Here is a 17804-nt window from a genome sequence, read left to right as displayed (position 1 = left end):
GTAGACAAGGAGATAATAATATGTCAAAAGAAATTAAATTTGCAGAAGACGCTCGTGCCGCTATGCTACGCGGTGTTGATATTTTAGCGGATACCGTTAAAGTAACCTTAGGCCCTAAAGGACGCAATGTTGTTTTAGAAAAAGCATATGGTTCACCATTGATTACAAATGACGGAGTAACCATTGCCAAAGAGATTGAATTAGAAGACCATTTTGAAAATATGGGGGCTAAATTAGTAGCTGAAGTGGCGTCAAAAACCAATGATATCGCTGGTGACGGAACAACTACTGCTACAGTCTTAACTCAAGCTATCGTTCGTGAGGGGCTTAAAAACGTGACAGCAGGTGCTAACCCAGTTGGAATTCGTCGTGGAATCGAACTTGCGACCAATGCTGCGGTAGAAAAACTCCACACCATTTCACGTAAAATCGAATCAAAAGAAGCTATCGCACAAGTTGCGGCTATCTCTTCTGGTTCACAAGAAGTAGGTCAACTAATCGCTGATGCTATGGAACGTGTTGGTAATGATGGTGTTATTACTATTGAAGAATCAAGAGGAATCAATACAGAACTAGATGTTGTTGAAGGAATGCAATTCGATCGTGGTTACCTATCTCAATACATGGTGACCGATAACGATAAGATGCTTGCGGAATTAAACAACCCATTCATCTTGATTACCGACAAGAAAATCTCTAACATTCAAGACATTATGCCAATCTTAGAACAACTCGTTCAAAATGGTCAATCTCTATTGATTATTGCGGATGATGTTGATGGTGAAGCTCTACCTACCTTGGTGTTAAACAAGATTCGTGGAACGTTCAATGTGGTTGCAGTTAAAGCTCCAGGATTTGGTGACCGTCGTAAGGCAATGCTAGAAGATATCGCTGTATTGACAGGCGGAACCGTGATTACGGAAGACCTAGGCTTAGAACTAAAAAATGCTACCCTAGAACACTTAGGTCATGCATCTAAAGTTACTGTCAGCAAGGACAACACTACCATCGTTGAAGGCGCTGGAGAAAAAGAAAGCATCGAACAACGTGGTGCCCTAATCCGTGCACAAATCAAAGATACCACATCTGATTTTGACCGTGAAAAATTACAAGAACGTTTGGCTAAAATTTCTGGTGGTGTGGCAGTCATTAAAGTGGGTGCTGCAACAGAAACTGAATTGAAAGAGAAAAAACTTCGAATTGAAGATGCTTTGAATGCTACTCGTGCAGCAGTGGAAGAAGGAATCGTATCCGGTGGGGGTACTGCTCTAGTTAATGTGCAAGCTGTAGTAGATAGCTTGGACTTAGTTGGAGACGAAGCAACAGGTGCAAGAATCGTGTCTCGCTCACTAGAAGAACCTCTTCGCCAAATCGCGACCAATGCAGGTCAAGAAGGCTCCGTTGTTGTAGCCAACTTAAAGACAAAAGAAGAAGGTATTGGATACAATGCAGCAACCAACGAATGGGTAAACATGTTCGATGCAGGTATCGTAGACCCAACTAAAGTAGCTCGTTCAGCCTTGCAAAATGCTGCCTCCGTATCAGCCCTATTGCTAACAACAGAAGCAGTTGTAGCCGACAAACCAGCCCCAGCAGCTCCAGCCATGCCAGGTATGGACCCAGGCATGGGGATGATGTAAAGGTAAGTAATAAGGTCAATTACTAACTAGAAAAGAGTCCCCAGATAATCTGTCAGAAATGAGAACGGTGGCAGATTATCTGGAGACTCTAGTTTTTATCAGATTGGAGCTATCAACAACCAATATGGTAGTTTTTAGTAGAAATCAAAATTAGAAACTAAAAATAAAAAAGGTACTTAGGGTTAACATTCATAGGGATGTTGCTTTAAGTACTTTTTTTGAATAAAAATACAATTTATACAAGCTGTTCCCTGCTAGGATTGTATAAATATATTCTCGCCAACATTGTAACCAGTCCAAAGAACGAATTCAAGTAGTTTCTTAACTCACCAGAGTTTCCAGACCAGCTGTCGGAAATAACGGTGTAAAGCATAACTGGCGTACAGTGGATGTTTGGGGCTGGGCAAAAAGTCCAAATGGCAACAAAATAAAATAGTTCCCCAGAAATCTATCCGTACAGAACGGTGTATAGCATAGCTGACGCACAGTGGATGTTTCGGCTTCAGCCGATTACAGCCACGTAGACAGCTAAGCCAGTGAGACCAAGGCTCACGGCGGTGCCACCGTTCTCATTTCCGATAGCTGGTCTGGAGACTCGATTACTTAAAAGCAACACACTAGATGCACAATACACTATTGTGTGTTAAAATACACTAGACTAGATTGAAAGGAGAAAGGCTATGAAGCAGACATTTGGTACAAGTTTAGGACAAAGCATACAAAAGCAACAAAGTCACCAAGCAAAACACGACCAATCCCAAACTCAAAAGATGATGAATCAGCAACAAATGCGATCCTTACATATGTTGGAGTTGGCACAAGACGCTCTACAAGATTATTTAGTAGAACAAATGGAGGGGAATCCCTTCATTGAACTAGCTGATTCACCAATGGAATCGTTGGAAAACATCTATGACCTGAGCCGAGAAGAAAATAGTAACCTAGGAGAACTATCCCTATTCGATACCTTGGCAGATAGACCAATCATCACCATTAGAGATCACCTCCTTCATCAAATTCTCTGCTACCGAGATGGGGACATTCGCCGTTTGATGATTGATTTGCTGGATTACCTTGACGATGATGGCTACATTAAGCTGTCACCTGCTGATTTGTCCAATCAACTAAAGGTTAGCCAAGTCCTTTTAAGTGATGCACTGGAACTGTTAAAAAATTTAGACCCAGCAGGAATTGCCTGTCAAGGATTACAAGAATACTGGCTCTTACAAATTGAACAAGATAGTCAAGCGCCAGACCTAGCCTACCTTGTCGTCGAGTCCTACTTTGAAGCCCTAACCAAACGAGAATTCTCATTCATTGCTGACAGCTTACAGGTAGATGTGGCAGACATAAACCACTTACTAACCTATTACAAACGACTGTCCACTAGTCCAATGAGCCTCTACCGCAACCAATTCGAGGAATCCAAAGCCTATATTATCCCAGATCTAACCATTTACAAAGAAGACGGAGACTTCAAAACCATTTACCATGGTGGGCAAAAGGGACAGATTTCCTTTAATCAATCCTACTATAACCGCATGTTCAAAGAATCCGCCCATGACCAAGAAGTACAAGACTACCTCAAAAACCATAAGTCAGAATACCAAGCCCTTATAGCCAGCCTGAACAAACGAGAAGAAACCCTATTAAAGGTCATGGAAGCCATAGTAACCATCCAAAAAAACTACTTCCTGTCAAATGGTGCCCACTTACAGGACATGCGTCTACAAGATGTGGCAGAAATCTGTAAAATTCATAGCTCCACCGTCAGCCGAGCCATCAAGGATAAGTATATCTATACCTCTTTTGGCATGCTGAGGCTGGCTTCGCTCTTTAGTAAAACAGCCCATCAAGAGGGACAAGAAAACAAACAATTATCTGAGGTACATCAGCTGATTAAGCAACTTATAGACCAAGAAGACAAGCAAAAACCCTTATCCGATCAAAAATTACAAATTCAACTTGAAAAAGAAGGGTATCAACTATCACGCAGAGTTGTTGCCAAATACCGTGAGGAACTAGGCATTGCCTCCTCACAAGGACGCAAACAAAGATAGGCGGGAAAGGAAAAAAGGAGAAGAAAATGAAACGAATTGAACGTATTTATAGCTATGTCTGTCAAAAATCACATTCCACACAAGTTGACGAACTTACTGGGCAGCTAGGCGTAACCACGCAAGAGATTGCGGACGAATTGCAGCTTTTACGAAGCAATGTTTCTAAGGATTTAAACCAACTCTGCCAAGAAGGCAAACTCGAAAAAACACAAACACGTCCAGTTCGCTACAGCGATGCCAAGGTGGTTATGCGCCCTGATGCTAAAAAAAGAACCGTGTCCTACAAGGATGCTAGTCTTGAAAAGTTAGCAAAGCCAAATTCACCTAGTCTGGCGAAGGAAGTCAACACAGGGGCTATCTTTGACCGTATGATTGGTCGGCATGGTAGTTTGAAAACTCAGATTGAGCAGGCCAAGGCATCCGTCCTCTACCCGCCGCGAGGCTTAAACACCTTGATTATCGGTCCGACCGGTTCGGGGAAAACATTTTTCGCCAATGCCATTTTCCAGTATGCACAAAGCCAAGGTGTCTTGGCAGAAAACTGTGAAATGGTGGTTCTCAACTGTGCGGACTATGCCCACAACCCGCAATTGCTCTTATCTTATCTTTTTGGGCATGTCAAGGGAGCTTACACAGGGGCGGAGCAGGAAAAAGATGGGCTCTTAGCTATTGCGAACGACACCATACTCTTTCTTGATGAAGTTCATCGCCTTCCACCAGAAGCTCAAGAAATGCTCTTTTATTTTATGGATACTGGTAGCTACCGCAAAATGGGTGAGACCAGTGTAGTGGAAACGGCAAGTGTACGGATTATTTGTGCAACAACTGAAGACCCAAAGTCTAGTCTCTTATCCACTTTCCTAAGACGGATTCCGATTGTTATTCAGTTGCCGCCATTTAGTGAGCGAGAAGTTAGTGAGCAAGTGTTACTGATTAAGTTCCTCTTCACTTTAGAAGCTAAACGAGTGCAAAAGAATCTCATCGTAGAAGAAGATGTTATTAAAGCACTGATCGGTTCGGTCACCTATGGCAATATTGGTCAGCTCAAGTCCCATATCCAAACCATTTGCGCTAAAGGCTTCTTGATGAGTATTAGTGATCCCAATACTATTCACATTACCTTTAATGACTTTAGAAGTTTGTTGGAGGATGGGTATTACGAGATTGCACAAGACCGTGAGAAAACCAACTCACTCAAAATATTGTTGGACAAAACTTTAGTACTGTCTTATGACGACTTCACCATGGACCTTAACGGTGATACCTATGAGCTTCCTTATAACTTATATGAGATAATAGGCGACAAACTAGCCATGATGAAAAACGATGGCATGAGTGAGCAACAAATCAATGACTTCCTATCAACCGATATTGACTTGCACCTTAAGGCTTTTTACAAGGATACACTATATTCTTACAAACAAAGCAACTTGGCAGATATTGTAGATGAGTCCATTATTCAACTCAGTATGTCTATCCAAAAAATGGCAGAAGACTACCTTAACCAAGTTTTTTCTAGTAAATTTTTATACGCTATGAGTCTGCATATCAGTTCTTTTATCAGTCGCTCCGAATCCAAAACAGTAGCCAACAAGAATAACCAACATGTTCGTGAAGTGGTCTCTACCTATGTAAAGGAAACGGAATGCGCTATTTTAATCAAGGACCTCATTGAGGAACAACTAGGCATTCGCGTGCCTGAAGTAGAAGTTGATTATCTCACCATGCTGCTCATCTCCTTGAGCGGTAAAGACCTACCAAGCGAAAGTGTTGGCATAGTGGTAGCTTGCCATGGAAATGACGTCGCCACTGGTATGGTGGATGTGGTCAAAGAATTATTGCAAAGTACCAATATTGAAGCTGTCAACATGCCCTTAACCATTTCACCAAAAGTGGCTTATGAACAGGTCAAGCATGCCTTGAAAAAAGTAGATAAAGGAAATGGCGTTCTCTATTTTTGCGACATGGGTTCCTTACGAATGTTTGGCGAGCAGTTGCAAAATGAATTGTGCATGGCGGTTGAAACCCATGATATGGTATCAACACCGCTCTTGTTGGAAGCAGCTAGGAAAACCCAAATATCTAACCAACCTCTACCTGTTATTTCTCGGGAATTAAGACGATTTAGTGGTTATGCTATTCAATCTAGCACTATTATTGATCAAGGTGTCTTAGAAACTTCGACTGAAGATGAGCGTCCAATAGCGATTGTTGCAGTTTGTTCAACTGGGCAAGGCTCTGCGCAGGCTTTGAGTGAGCGGATTGAGCAACTTATGGGGACTGATTTCTCGTTAGAGGTCAAGCTAATCACCCTCTCTGTTTTAGAAGCAAAAGAGCAGTTAGCCAGTTTGAAAGAAACCTATAAGATTGCCTTTACAACGGGAATTACTTGCGTGGATACTTCATTACCTTACATTTCCATGGAAATGATCTTTAGTCAAGAAGCCAAGCGGGTTATCATAGACATGATGAATGAAGGCATTAACTTTGATGGGGCAGAAGAGATTAACTTGACTAGAGAGCTTTGTTTGGGCTACTTAAGCGAACACTGTATCTTCTTGAACCCACATAAGTTGGTCGATCTTCTTATGAACTATGTCAATAATGTTGACAATCGGGTTCATGTCCATCATACAGGTGGCTTTAAACTAGCCATGATATTACATCTAGCAAAGATGATTGAGCGGAGTATTCAAGGAGAATCTCTACCACTACCAATTGAGCGGCAAGAACAAGATAACCGATACTACCAAGAGTATCATCAAGCCATTTTGAAAGAAAACCAAATTCTGGAAGAAAAGCTAAACATCTGTATCCCAAGTGTAGAACAAATGTATTTGGTTAGAAACTATATGGGCTAAACTTCTAAAAAAACGATACAGAAAGTCAGCTAATACAGAAACACACTATCGATACACTAAATTTATTCCAATTAGTGTATCGATAGTGTGTTTTTCTATTGTTTAAGAATTGCATAAGATCAATCTTTATTGCCGACCTAAAAAAGTTGGCACGGACTTTGCTATAGGAATAGTGAAGGGGGAATGAAAAAATGTTACAAATTATTGTCGCAACACATGGACTAATGTCCCAGGAAGTCGTGAACTCATCTTACATGATCTTTGGTCAACAAGAGGATGTTCATGCAGTTACTTTTGTTCCTGGTCAAGGACCAGCAGACCTTTTAGCGAGGTACAAAGAAATCTTGGCTGAAAGAGCACCCGGAAATGAAACACTTATCTTAGTGGATTTATTTGGTGGGTCACCATACAACGCTGCTACACAGCTTGCAGTGGAAGATGAAACAGTTGGATTGGTAGCCGGTGTCAACCTAGGTATGCTAATCGAATTGTATGGTATGAGAAATAACTCGTTGGAAGCTGTGACGACACAAGTGGTGGAAGCAGGAAAATACGGAATTGTTGCATTTGAATTACAAGAAGAAGAGGATGATGATTTACTATGACAATGGATGTACGCTTAGCAAGAATTGATGACCGTTTAATTCACGGACAAGTAGCCACTAGCTGGACTAAAGCAACTGGAATCAACCGTATTCTAGTCGTGAGTGATGCTGTAGCAAAAGATGAACTTCGTAAAAAATTATTAAAACAAGCAGCCCCTCTTGGTGTTGGTGTTAACGTGATCACTGTTGACAAATTAACAGAAATCTGGACCAATCCAAAGTATGATGTTTTTAAGGCAATGTTACTGTTTACCAACCCACACGATGTAAAACGTGTAGTTGATGGTGGTGTAGACCTTAAGTCTATCAACATTGGTGGTATGAGCTATTCAGAAGGCAAACAAATGGTTACAACAGCTATTGCCGTTGACCAAGCAGATGCAGATGCTTTTGACTATTTAGCATCAAAAGGAATTGAATTAGAAGCACGTAAGGTTATTGCGGATAAGAAAGAAGATATGATTTCAATTCTTAAGAACAAAGGCTTCTTAAAATAAACTAAGTATCAGGAGGAAAAAGCATGTCAATGTCAGTCAATTTTATTCAGATTATTTTAGTTGTAGCTTATGCTTTCGTAGCAGGCTGCGGTAGTGTGTTAGATGAATTTCAAACACACCGTCCTTTAGTTGCTTGTACTATAACAGGATTACTACTTGGAAATATTACTACAGGAATTCTATTAGGTGGAGCTTTAGAATTGTTAGCTCTAGGTTGGATGAATATCGGGGCAGCTTTAGCACCGGATGCGGCTTTAGCATCAGTAGCATCTACCGTTTTAGTGATTGCTTCAGGTGTTGAACGTGAAACAGCAATTACAATTGCAATTCCTCTAGCGGCAGCAGGACAAGTTTTAACAATTTTTGCCCGTACAATCGTTGTTGGTATCGTTCATAAAGCTGATAGATATGCTGAAGTTGGCGATATCAAGGGTGTAGGTCGTATGCATTTATTCAGTTTAGGTATTCAAGGTTTACGTATTGCTATTCCAGTATCTCTATTATTCTTAATGCCTCCTTCAGCTATTCAAACTGCTTTAACATCATTACCAGAATGGTTGACAATGGGCTTATCTGTTGCCGGTGGATTTATCGTAGTTGTCGGGTATGCAATGGTTATCAATATGGTTGCAACCAAACAATTAATGCCATTCTTCTTCCTAGGATTTGCGTTTGCAGCAATCTCAGACTTGAACTTGATTGCACTAGGAATTATCGGATTAGTCATTGCTATTGTTTATTTACAATTATCACCTAAATACAATCTTAGCCCAGCTACAGCGAATGCAAATGGTGGCAGCTATGATGAGTTTGATGCAGACTTAGAAGACTTATAGGAGGAGACAATCGATGACTGAAGTAAAATTAACCAAACAAGATATAAATAAAGCAATTGTTCGTTCCAACTTTTTACAAGGTTCATGGAACTTTGAGCGTATGCAAAACTTAGGTTATGCCTTCCAAATGCTTCCAATTATTGAGAAATTATATCCAGAAGGTAGCCCAGAACGTATTGCTGCCTTACAACGTCATTTGGAATTCTATAACACACAACCATTTATGACTGCACCAATCCTTGGTGTAACCATCGCGATGGAAGAACAACGTGCAAATGGTGCGCCAATTGATGATGCTGCTATCAACGGGGTTAAAGTTGGTATGATGGGACCCTTGGCTGGTGTTGGTGACCCAATCTTCTGGGCAACTCTTCGTCCAGTTTTAGGAGCTTTAGGAGCGTCATTTGCCTTAACAGGAAGTATCATTGGACCACTAATCTTCTTCTTTGGGTTCAATATCGTTCGTTTATTGTTCAGATATTTTGGTGTGACATTAGGTTACCAAAAAGGGGTAGAGGTTGTTTCTGACTTTGGAAATAACTTCCTACAAAAACTAACAGAAGGAGCTTCTATTCTAGGGTTGTTCATTATCGGGGTACTTGTACCACGTTGGACCACCGTTTATTTCCCAACTGTTGTTTCTCGTATCACACAACAAGATGGAACAGAAGTAGTTACTCGTTTGCAAGATATCTTCAATATGTTAATTCCTGGATTAGTGCCATTACTATTAACATTTGCATGTATGCACCTATTGAAGAAGAAAGTAAGCCCACTACGTTTAATCTTTATCTTATTCGCAGTTGGTATCATTGGATACGTTATTGGTTTACTAGGCTTCCCTGCTTAAGCCCATGGCCGCTTATCAACCGTTAAATAGCCAGATCATCTATTCTGGGAAGGCTAATAATTTAAGCAGTGCCCTCAACGCCACCGTAGGAACCATTGAGTTTGGAGACAAAGGGTTAGAATTTCGTTCTAGCCAAAGCTCCTTCTTCATGCAAATTCCCTATCAATCTATTCAAAAAGTCTATCCCCATAAACTCTTGTGGTTTTGGTTAAGAGGCTTTAAGATAGTAGCAGAAGGACAAGTGTTCACCTATGTCGTGGCAAATGCGAAAACAGTCTACCCTCTATTTTTAGAGACGCTTCGGACCTATCGTAAGAAGAAATAGAAAGAAAAACATACTAAAATGAATAGGCAGGAACCTCCGTCGGGGTTCCTGCCTATTCATTTTAGTATGTTTTTGGTTTTAGTGATAGGAAATTATGGAGAGTGCAAAAACATATAACACCCATCATTTTTGAGAGTGCAACAGGTAAACTGTTTTATATAGTATACCATATTTTTAGACAGTAGTAATCATTGATTATCGGAAGTACAAGATACCAAAAACCCGCACGAATATACGTTCTGATTATGGATATTTTTCTTAAAGTATGGTAGGATTGTTCTAGACATTTATTAATGAAAGGGGATTATTTTTTTGAACATTTATGATACTGCCAACCAGTTGGAAAGAGAATTAAGAGAGATGGAACAATTCAACAAAGTTAAGAACGCTTTTGAGGCTATTGAAGCTGACGAAACGGCTAAAGCGTTGTTTGATGAGTTTCGCGATGTGAATGTGGCGCTTCAAGAAAAGCAATACTCTGGTCAAGAAATTACAGAAGAAGAAATTCAAAAAGCACAAGAAGTAGGTCAAAAAGCTAGTGAGCATGAGTTGATTCAACAATTAATGCAAGCTGAGCAACAACTTAACTTAGTGATGCAAGATATTAACCGTATTATCACTTTACCATTGCAAGAATTATACGCACCAAAATAATTACAAGATAAATGGAGCAAATGCCCAGTGCATGGGCTCCTTTTTTTGTAAGGTTAATTTGTTGGGAAGGAGGGAGACCGTGGTACGATTTATTCATACAGCAGATAATCACCTAGGAAGTCCATTTAAAGGATTGGGAAAAAAAGATAGTCAGATGGCCAAAAAGGCAAAAGAGGCGAGCTACCGAGCTTTTGAAGTAATTATTGATAGGGCTATTGAAGAGAAAGTTGACTTTTTGATAGTGGCGGGCGATCTTTATGATACAGAATTCCAACACATTCAAGAGCGTGTCTTTGTGATCAAACAGTTTGAACGTCTTCGTCAGGTTCAGATTCCAGTTTTTTTGATTCAAGGTAACCATGATTTCTGGCAAGAATCAGCCTTACACATGTCTTTCCCAGATAATACCTACGTATTTGGTACTAGTGTTGAAACCATCTATTTGACCACAAAATCAAATGAACGGATAGCTTTAACGGGTTTTAGCTATCCTAGGCGTTGGGTTAGCGAACGGATGGTGAATGATTTTCCTAATCGTGAATCGCATGTAGATGTGCAAATTGGTATTTATCATGGCTTTTTGGATGGGTCTGACAAGGAAGTTGCTGCATATGCGCCATTTTCAATTGGAGAAATGCAGGCTAAACAGTATGATTACTGGGCTTTAGGCCATATCCACCAACGACAAGTTTTGTCTGATGACCCATTAATTGTCTATCCTGGAAACAGCCAGGGCTTTAAGCGAAAAGAACTTGGTGTTAAGGGAGCATATTTGGTCAATCTTACTCCAACAAAAACGGTATCTAATCAAAATCAAATAGAATTTTTTGAAACATCACCAATTATATGGCTAGAAGAAGAGGTCGATCTGAAAGGACTTGTCACTTTTCAAGAGCTGGCTTTAGCGATTTCCACGAAAATAAGTCATTTGCACTTGGATGAGAAAAGGTTTTTCTTACTGTCACTGGTATTGACCAATTTTGATGACTTGAGTCAAGAGGTCTTTCATTTACTAAGAGAAGAAGACAGATTGATAGTCCTGCAAGAGCTGATTGACTCAGACAAACAATTGCTTTACCTCTACCAAATAAAACTAGGTCCAGCACAAGAGCAAGTTTTCTGGCCGCAACAAGAGCAACTGGAAGAAAGTTTCCAAGACAGCAAAGCATACTATCAAGCTCCACAACATTTCCAAAAAGCATTAACAGATTTGATGTCCAATCGAGATTATGCAAATCTAAGAGATAGTCTCCCAATCAATCAACAGTTTCAAGAGGATGTTATGGGACAAGTTGAAATACTGCTCAACCAATCCTTCCACAAAGGAGTTGATTCCTGATGATCATTCGAAAAGTTGAAATATTTGGCTATGGCAAATGGCTTCAAGAAACATTTGAACTAGATGCTAATCTACAGGTTTTCAGTGGACCTAACGAGTCGGGCAAGTCCTCCATTCGTAATTTAATTGGTCATATTCTTTATGGATTTCCTAACCGTACCAACAACGAATATTCCTTCACACCTAAAAAAGGCCAGACTACTGGTGGGCGGCTTTATATAGAAGATGCTCGCTATGGTAGATTGATTCTTGAGCGAACGACCAGTTCTGGGAAAGGCAAGCTGACTTGGATTCAAGAAGATGGACAAATCATTGAGCAGCCTGATCTGAGCCACTTGTTTTATAATGTCAATCAGGAACGCTTTCAGGCAATCTACTCCTTCAATTGGACTCAGTTGCAGGATTTTGGACGCGTGTCACCTGATATGGTCAATGAGTACTTACTCAGTATAGGATTTACGGGAAGTCAACACGTGGTGGACGTAATCAAGAATTTTGATAAATCAGCTAACCATCTCTATCGAAGTAAAGGGACCAAATATCCCTTAAATCAGGACCTTAAAGAAGCGCAACTCATAAAAAAAAGACTCCTAGCTAGTAAAGAACTAGATCATCGCTACCAAGATCTAAAAGTGCATCAATACCAATTGCAGGAAAAACGGACTCACTTACGTCAACATGCGCAAGAAACTAAAACTACCTTAGAAGAAACAAAAAATCTACTTAGTCTATATCCAATCTATCAAGAATGGTTAGTGGATAAGAAACAGGTTTCTAGTCAAAATTATGGGTCCTTTTCTAAAGAGCTATTGTCTGAATTTGAACGAGCTAGTTTAATAGAAAGTCAGGCGCAAGACAGAATTGATCAAGTACAAGATAAGTTGCAAGAGCTTGATTTTCATTTGAAGTTAGCATATCCAGACCGATGGATCGATGATAACCAAGCTGCAATTAAGCACTTATTAGGAAAAGAAGAAGAGGTTTTCGAAAAAGAATTTCGCTTTATTGAGGTGGGCAAAGTCCTAGACCAACTTGAACACGAACAAGAAGTGCAGTTGGCGAGTTTAGGGATTAGCCGTAAAGTTATTATTCCGTCAACTATAGTTGGGGATGCTAGGTTAGAAGCTCAGCAGCTACTTCAAAAAGAAAGTCAGATTCAAGAACAATTGTCCAAATTGATGGTTCAACGAGAGGTCAGCTTACAGCAGGTGTCTAGTTACCAAAGCCGCACAAATTCTAAAGAAGTGCCAAAAGAAAACAAAGTAAGGCCAGCTAGCTATTTTTATGTCTATTTATCTGTTTTTCTTTTTCTTCTTGCAAGTGCTCTTCCATTTTTCTATCCTTTTGACTTAGGTCAGCCATCCTTTTTATATTTTCTAGGGGGAGAAATAGGACTCGTTGGTATCGCCATATTTCTATTAGTGACTAAAGTTGGAAAAGGCCGTTCCAACGTTAGTCATCCACAAGACCAAGACTTGCTTCAGACACTTTTAACAGATGAAGTGGCTCAACAGGTCCAACTTAACCGAGAAGTCGAGGAACTACAAGCTAAGTTAGAGGAAGTAAAACAAAACAAAGCAGCTTGGCTAAGCAAACATGGATACCAAGACGTTAAGTTGACCTTACAAGATATTCTCTATCAAGATCCATTTGAAACTTATCGCCGTTTGCAAGAAAAAGAAAAAGCTCTGGAGGCAGAGGTAGCGGGTTTAAGTCAGGCCTTAGATACTTTTCGACAAGAGATTGCCTTTTTCAAACAGTATAGAAATGAAAAAAGCAGAGATTCTTTAGTTGATGAATGGAGAGCTTTGAAGCATTTTGTGCAAGAAAGCCAGGGTGCGCAGCTTCAAAAACAAAGCAGCTTGGACAAAAAAGTAGAGCTAGAACGTGACCTATCTGACTTAAAGAAAACCATTCAAACAGCTCAAGCAAAGAAAGAAGCTATTCTGGAAGCAAGTGGAACATCTTCTCAAGAAGATTTCTATCATCTATCGGAGCAAAGGGAAAAACAAGAGCAAGTAGCTGCTAAAATTAGCCATTATTGGAAACTCATAGAGCCTTATCAAGAACAATTGGCTAACTTTTCTGCAAAAGCGGAGATTGAGGGACAAGTGACAGATTTGGAGATGACTATCCAAGAGGAGCAACTTGTTGAAGAACAGCTGAATGAAGAATGGGCCAAAGTTGAACAAGAGATTAGATTCTTGGAAGAAAGTGGTTCCTATCACGAGCTCTTACAAGAATATGAAGCTAAAGTTGAAATGACTAGGAGACAAATGGTAGATTGGGCAGCCTATAAAATGGCTTCAAATATCTTACAAAGAACTTTAACTCAAGGAAAAGAAGGTCAATTCCAACAGGTCTTAGAGCAAGCCAGTAACTATTTTTCAAGGCTGACTTTTGGAGCTTTTAAAAGTATACATTTATCTGAACAGCAGCAATTCGTTGAAGCATCTGATGGGGACTATTTTCAATTCAATCAGCTCTCTCAAGGGACTTTGGACCAACTTTATGTATCCATGAGATTGGCTTTTATCAAGCATTTGGCATTAAAAGCACCACTGCCACTAGTTGTGGATGATGGATTTGTCAATTTCGATGATAAACGTAAGAACCTTATGATGGAGATTTTACAAGAAATTAGCCAAGATACTCAAGTTATCTACTTTACCCTAGATAGCCATATGGATCACTTGTTTCCAAGACAACAGCTAACCTTACTCAACAATCATAGATAAGAAAGTAGGTAGATTATGACAAAAAAATTATATGAGCATGGCAATGATGAAAACCTCGAGCTGTTTTTATTCGTCAAATCAGCCACTGTTAGAACTGCAAAAAATGGTAAGCCCTATATTTCATTTACTTTCCAAGACAAATCTGGACAAATGGATGGCCAATACTGGTCGGCTAACCCAGAAGAAATTGAGCGATTCCAAGCGGGAACGATTGTCTTTTTAAGTGGAAAACGGAGCCTTTACAACGGTACGCCACAAGTTAAGATTACGGCATTAAGACCGGCTGACCCAACACGTGGTGAGCCATCTAGAATTGACCAATTCTTGGAAAAAGCTCCGCTAACTAAGGAAGATATGCTAGAAGAATTTACTGAAACCTTATTTGAGATTACTAGTGCACCGATCAATCGAATTGTTCGCTTCATCCTGAATAAGTTTCATAAGGAATTTTATGAGTTTCCTGCTGCCAAACGCAACCACCATGCCTACGTAGGTGGCTTGAGTTACCATACGATATCCATGTTGCGCTTGGCCAAAGCGATTGCTTCGCAGTATGAGCAAGTGTCAAAACCTCTACTTTACGCGGGGGTTATCTTGCATGATATTGGAAAGACAATTGAACTAAGTGGGCCGTTTGCTACGGAGTATACCTTGAATGGTCAACTTTTAGGGCATATTGTTCTTTTGGAAGAGGAGATTTCTAAGGCTTGTCAGGAGCTGAATATTGATGAAAACACGGAAGAAGTTATCGTATTAAAGCACCTTATCTTAGCTCATCATGGTAAATTGGAATACGGTTCGCCAGTTCGACCTCAGCTGTTAGAAGCGGAATTATTACATCAGATTGATATGATTGATGCTAGTGTTAATATGATTGGTACCGCACTTCAAAAAACGGAGCCGGGAGAGTTCTCAGAGAGAATTTTCGGCTTGGACAATCGAAGTTTCTACAAACCGCTTTTTGAGGAAAAAGGAAAATAATGCTCTATTTTTACTTATTTGTAGTCCAGTATTCACTTTAGCTGTCAAATAAATGAAACTAGGGGTTAGGCAAAAAGTTATAATGACTAATATCTATTTTTAAATCACAAAAGAGTTTTGCGAAAATCTTACCAGAAATGAGAACGGTGGCACCGCCGTGAGCCAAGGTCTCACTGGCTTAGCTGTCTACGTGGCTGTAATCGGCTGAAGCCGAAACATCCACTGTGCGCCAGCTATGCTTTACACCGTTATTTCTGGTAAGATTTTCGCAAAACTCTTTTGTTTAAATAGCAGCAGGGACTTTTTACCCAGCCGCCTCTGTAGCAGGAAATTGGTAAATTTTTAAAGTAGGATTTTCCGATTAGAATATTAAACAACCCATTACTATAAGGGGTGCATAAACGAGTCCCTAGCCTAACTGTTGGAAATAACGGTGCATCAGCATAGCTGACGCACAGCGGATGTTCGGCTTTAGCCGATTACAGCCGCGTAGACAGCTAAGCCGGGAGACCAAGGCTCACGGCGGTGCCACCGTTCTCATTTCCAACAGTTAGGCTAGGGACTCGTTTTCTATGTACGTAAGCAAAAAAGCTGCAAAATCATTTGAGTGATTTTGCAGCTTTTTCAATTCTTAAGACAAGTCTTATTCGCCTTTTTCTAGTTTTTCAAAAGCTTCTTTGGTAACAGCTTTTAACGTTGCGGCAGAGTAGTCCATTTTTTCTTGCTCAGCTGGTGCTAATGGGATTTCAATGATATTTTTAACCCCATCACGTCCAATGATAGCTGGAGCGCCGATATAGACATCATCTTGATTGTATTGTCCTTCAAGATAGACAGATAGAGGGAAGATGGCATTTTCATTGCTTAGAATGGCCTTAGTAATACGGGCAAGAGTTGCACCGATTCCATAAAAGGTAGCCCCTTTTTTCTCAATGATTTCATAGGCAGCATCACGAACTTGGAAGAAGACCTCTACTAATTTCTCTTCGTCGACTTCGGGGTTTTGTTTAACCCATTCATAAATTTGTAGACCACCCACGTTGGCATGAGACCAAACAGGGAATTCAGTGTCACCGTGTTCACCCAAAATGTAGCCGTGGACGTTACGAGCGTCAACACCAACTAATTCAGCGATGGCTTGACGGAAACGAGCGCTATCTAAGCTTGTACCAGAACCAATAACACGTTCTTTTGGTAGACCAGAGAACTTCCAAGTGGCATACGTTAAGATATCAACAGGGTTTGCGGCTACTAAAAAGATACCATCAAAACCACTTGCCATAATTGGGTCAACAATACTTTTTAAGATTTTTAAGTTTTTGTGAACAAGGTCTATACGAGTTTCACCCGGTTTTTGTGGTGCACCTGCAGTAATACATACGATATCTGCATCGTGGCAGTCTTCATATGAAGCAGCATAGATTTTCTTTGGCGCATTGAAGGCTAGGGCATGAGATAAGTCAAGGGCATCCCCTTCAGTTTTGGCACGCGCAATATCAATAATTCCTAATTCTTCAGCAATTCCTTGTAAAACCAAAGCGAAAGCGTAGCTTGAACCAACCGCGCCATCTCCAACAAGCATTACTTTTGAACCTAATTTTTGAGCATTTTCCATTGAACTTCCTCCTGTATTCATTGTCTTGTTACCTTAACTTCTATTATATCACGAATATTTCGTGGTAGCGATTTCTTAGTTATGAAAATTTTCATTTTCACTAAAAATATTTTTTATACCTCATATAAGGCATTTTTTGAAGAAAGTGTTATAATAGACAAGACTAAAAAATGGAAATTAGGTGAAAGAATGAAGTTAGTTGTTGGATTAGGAAATCCGGGAGCTAAATACCGCAACAATCGGCACAATATTGGCTTTATCTCGTTAGATGAGTGGGCCTTTCAAAATAAGAAAGAATTCAATAAGGTTATGTTTGATGCTGTTTTTTTTGAAGAATTTATCAATGGTGAAAAAGTGATCTTTTTAAAGCCTCAAACCTATATGAATCTATCAGGACAAGCCATTCGACCGATTATGAATTATTTTAATATTGATTTGAAAGATATATTGGTAATTTATGACGATATGGATTTACCAGTTGGAAAAATTCGTTTGCGACAAAAAGGCAATGCGGGTGGTCATAATGGGATTAAGAGTATTATTTCTTGCCTAGATAGCAATGAATTTAACCGCATCAAAGTTGGTGTGGGGCGGCCATATTCTGGTAGATCAGTTACTGATCATGTTTTGTCAGGATTTGCCAAAGAGGAGCAAGAGGATGTACTATCAGCTGTTCAAGATGCTGTTGCAGCCATTGATGACTGGATTCAGCAGGGGGATTTTCAAAAGGTCATGAACACCTATAATAGTAAGTCTTAGAATATTCGTCAGATAAGTAAATAGTTTTGCAGGCCCAGTGGATT

The 17804-nt window shown here is 40.0% G+C and carries 14 protein-coding genes; 13 read left to right on the top strand and 1 reads right to left on the bottom strand.

The window, feature by feature from the left end:
• Window positions 1–20 precede the first annotated feature (20 nt).
• From groL to NPA36_RS03725, 12 genes are all read left to right on the top strand, one after another.
• Window positions 21–1640 (top strand): chaperonin GroEL, encoded by a 1620-nt coding sequence (gene groL, locus NPA36_RS03780; RefSeq protein WP_256944769.1) that lies wholly within the window; start codon window positions 21–23, stop codon window positions 1638–1640.
• Window positions 1641–2320: 680 nt separating this feature from the next.
• Window positions 2321–3700, top strand: coding sequence for an RNA polymerase factor sigma-54 (gene rpoN / locus NPA36_RS03775; protein ID WP_256944768.1), 1380 nt, complete (start codon window positions 2321–2323; stop codon window positions 3698–3700).
• 26 nt (window positions 3701–3726) lie between these two features.
• Window positions 3727–6561: a sigma 54-interacting transcriptional regulator gene (locus tag NPA36_RS03770; protein WP_256944767.1), complete on the top strand. Its 2835-nt coding sequence runs from the start codon at window positions 3727–3729 to the stop codon at window positions 6559–6561.
• Window positions 6562–6752: 191 nt separating this feature from the next.
• Complete coding sequence (locus NPA36_RS03765) at window positions 6753–7166, top strand: PTS sugar transporter subunit IIA (RefSeq protein ID WP_256944766.1); 414 nt, start codon at window positions 6753–6755, stop codon at window positions 7164–7166.
• Entirely contained in the window at window positions 7163–7663 is a 501-nt protein-coding gene (locus tag NPA36_RS03760) for a mannose/fructose/sorbose PTS transporter subunit IIB (protein ID WP_256944765.1), read from the top strand. The genes NPA36_RS03765 and NPA36_RS03760 overlap by 4 nt, the downstream gene beginning before the upstream one ends.
• Window positions 7664–7686: 23 nt before the next feature.
• Window positions 7687–8499, top strand: a complete 813-nt coding sequence (locus NPA36_RS03755; RefSeq protein WP_256944764.1) for a mannose/fructose/sorbose family PTS transporter subunit IIC — start codon at window positions 7687–7689, stop codon at window positions 8497–8499.
• A gap of 13 nt (window positions 8500–8512) precedes the next feature.
• The gene (manZ, locus tag NPA36_RS03750) at window positions 8513–9349 is read left to right on the top strand and encodes a PTS mannose transporter subunit IID (protein ID WP_256944763.1); all 837 of its coding nucleotides are present in this window, start codon (window positions 8513–8515) and stop codon (window positions 9347–9349) included.
• A 4-nt stretch (window positions 9350–9353) separates the two neighbouring features.
• Window positions 9354–9674, top strand: coding sequence for a DUF956 family protein (locus NPA36_RS03745; protein ID WP_256944762.1), 321 nt, complete (start codon window positions 9354–9356; stop codon window positions 9672–9674).
• 306 nt (window positions 9675–9980) lie between these two features.
• The gene (locus tag NPA36_RS03740; RefSeq protein ID WP_256944812.1) at window positions 9981–10328 is read left to right on the top strand and encodes a YlbF family regulator; all 348 of its coding nucleotides are present in this window, start codon (window positions 9981–9983) and stop codon (window positions 10326–10328) included.
• 79 nt (window positions 10329–10407) lie between these two features.
• Window positions 10408–11667, top strand: a complete 1260-nt coding sequence (locus tag NPA36_RS03735; protein ID WP_256944761.1) for a metallophosphoesterase family protein — start codon at window positions 10408–10410, stop codon at window positions 11665–11667.
• Window positions 11667–14405: an ATP-binding protein gene (locus NPA36_RS03730; protein ID WP_256944760.1), complete on the top strand. Its 2739-nt coding sequence runs from the start codon at window positions 11667–11669 to the stop codon at window positions 14403–14405. The genes NPA36_RS03735 and NPA36_RS03730 overlap by 1 nt, the downstream gene beginning before the upstream one ends.
• A 15-nt stretch (window positions 14406–14420) precedes the next feature.
• Window positions 14421–15386 carry a 3'-5' exoribonuclease YhaM family protein gene (locus NPA36_RS03725; protein ID WP_256944759.1) on the top strand — a complete coding sequence of 322 codons (966 nt, stop codon included), beginning with the start codon at window positions 14421–14423 and terminating at the stop codon, window positions 15384–15386.
• Window positions 15387–16029: 643 nt separating this feature from the next.
• Here NPA36_RS03725 and NPA36_RS03720 read toward each other — a convergent pair.
• Window positions 16030–17001 (bottom strand): L-lactate dehydrogenase, encoded by a 972-nt coding sequence (locus tag NPA36_RS03720; RefSeq protein ID WP_256944758.1) that lies wholly within the window; start codon window positions 16999–17001, stop codon window positions 16030–16032.
• Window positions 17002–17190: 189 nt separating this feature from the next.
• On the opposite strand from NPA36_RS03720, the gene pth reads away from it, so the two are divergent.
• The gene (gene pth / locus NPA36_RS03715; RefSeq protein WP_256944757.1) at window positions 17191–17760 is read left to right on the top strand and encodes an aminoacyl-tRNA hydrolase; all 570 of its coding nucleotides are present in this window, start codon (window positions 17191–17193) and stop codon (window positions 17758–17760) included.
• The last annotated feature ends 44 nt before the right edge of the window (window positions 17761–17804 follow it).

The sequence above is a fragment of the Granulicatella seriolae genome, from assembly GCF_024543085.1.
Taxonomy (GTDB): Bacteria; Bacillota; Bacilli; order Lactobacillales; family Aerococcaceae; genus Granulicatella; species Granulicatella seriolae.
The sequence above is the reverse complement of the archived record's forward strand: the minus strand, read 5'-3'. Positions and strand labels throughout refer to the sequence as shown.

Coding starts and splice junctions, on each gene's coding strand:
- rpoN (WP_256944768.1), top strand. CDS start 2,321: ATGAAGCAGACATTTGGTACAAGTTTAGGACAAAGCATACAAAAGCAA.
- NPA36_RS03760 (WP_256944765.1), top strand. CDS start 7,163: ATGACAATGGATGTACGCTTAGCAAGAATTGATGACCGTTTAATTCAC.
- NPA36_RS03770 (WP_256944767.1), top strand. CDS start 3,727: ATGAAACGAATTGAACGTATTTATAGCTATGTCTGTCAAAAATCACAT.
- NPA36_RS03725 (WP_256944759.1), top strand. CDS start 14,421: ATGACAAAAAAATTATATGAGCATGGCAATGATGAAAACCTCGAGCTG.
- NPA36_RS03730 (WP_256944760.1), top strand. CDS start 11,667: ATGATCATTCGAAAAGTTGAAATATTTGGCTATGGCAAATGGCTTCAA.
- groL (WP_256944769.1), top strand. CDS start 21: ATGTCAAAAGAAATTAAATTTGCAGAAGACGCTCGTGCCGCTATGCTA.
- NPA36_RS03755 (WP_256944764.1), top strand. CDS start 7,687: ATGTCAATGTCAGTCAATTTTATTCAGATTATTTTAGTTGTAGCTTAT.
- NPA36_RS03745 (WP_256944762.1), top strand. CDS start 9,354: ATGGCCGCTTATCAACCGTTAAATAGCCAGATCATCTATTCTGGGAAG.
- manZ (WP_256944763.1), top strand. CDS start 8,513: ATGACTGAAGTAAAATTAACCAAACAAGATATAAATAAAGCAATTGTT.
- pth (WP_256944757.1), top strand. CDS start 17,191: ATGAAGTTAGTTGTTGGATTAGGAAATCCGGGAGCTAAATACCGCAAC.
- NPA36_RS03765 (WP_256944766.1), top strand. CDS start 6,753: ATGTTACAAATTATTGTCGCAACACATGGACTAATGTCCCAGGAAGTC.
- NPA36_RS03720 (WP_256944758.1), bottom strand. CDS start 17,001: ATGGAAAATGCTCAAAAATTAGGTTCAAAAGTAATGCTTGTTGGAGAT.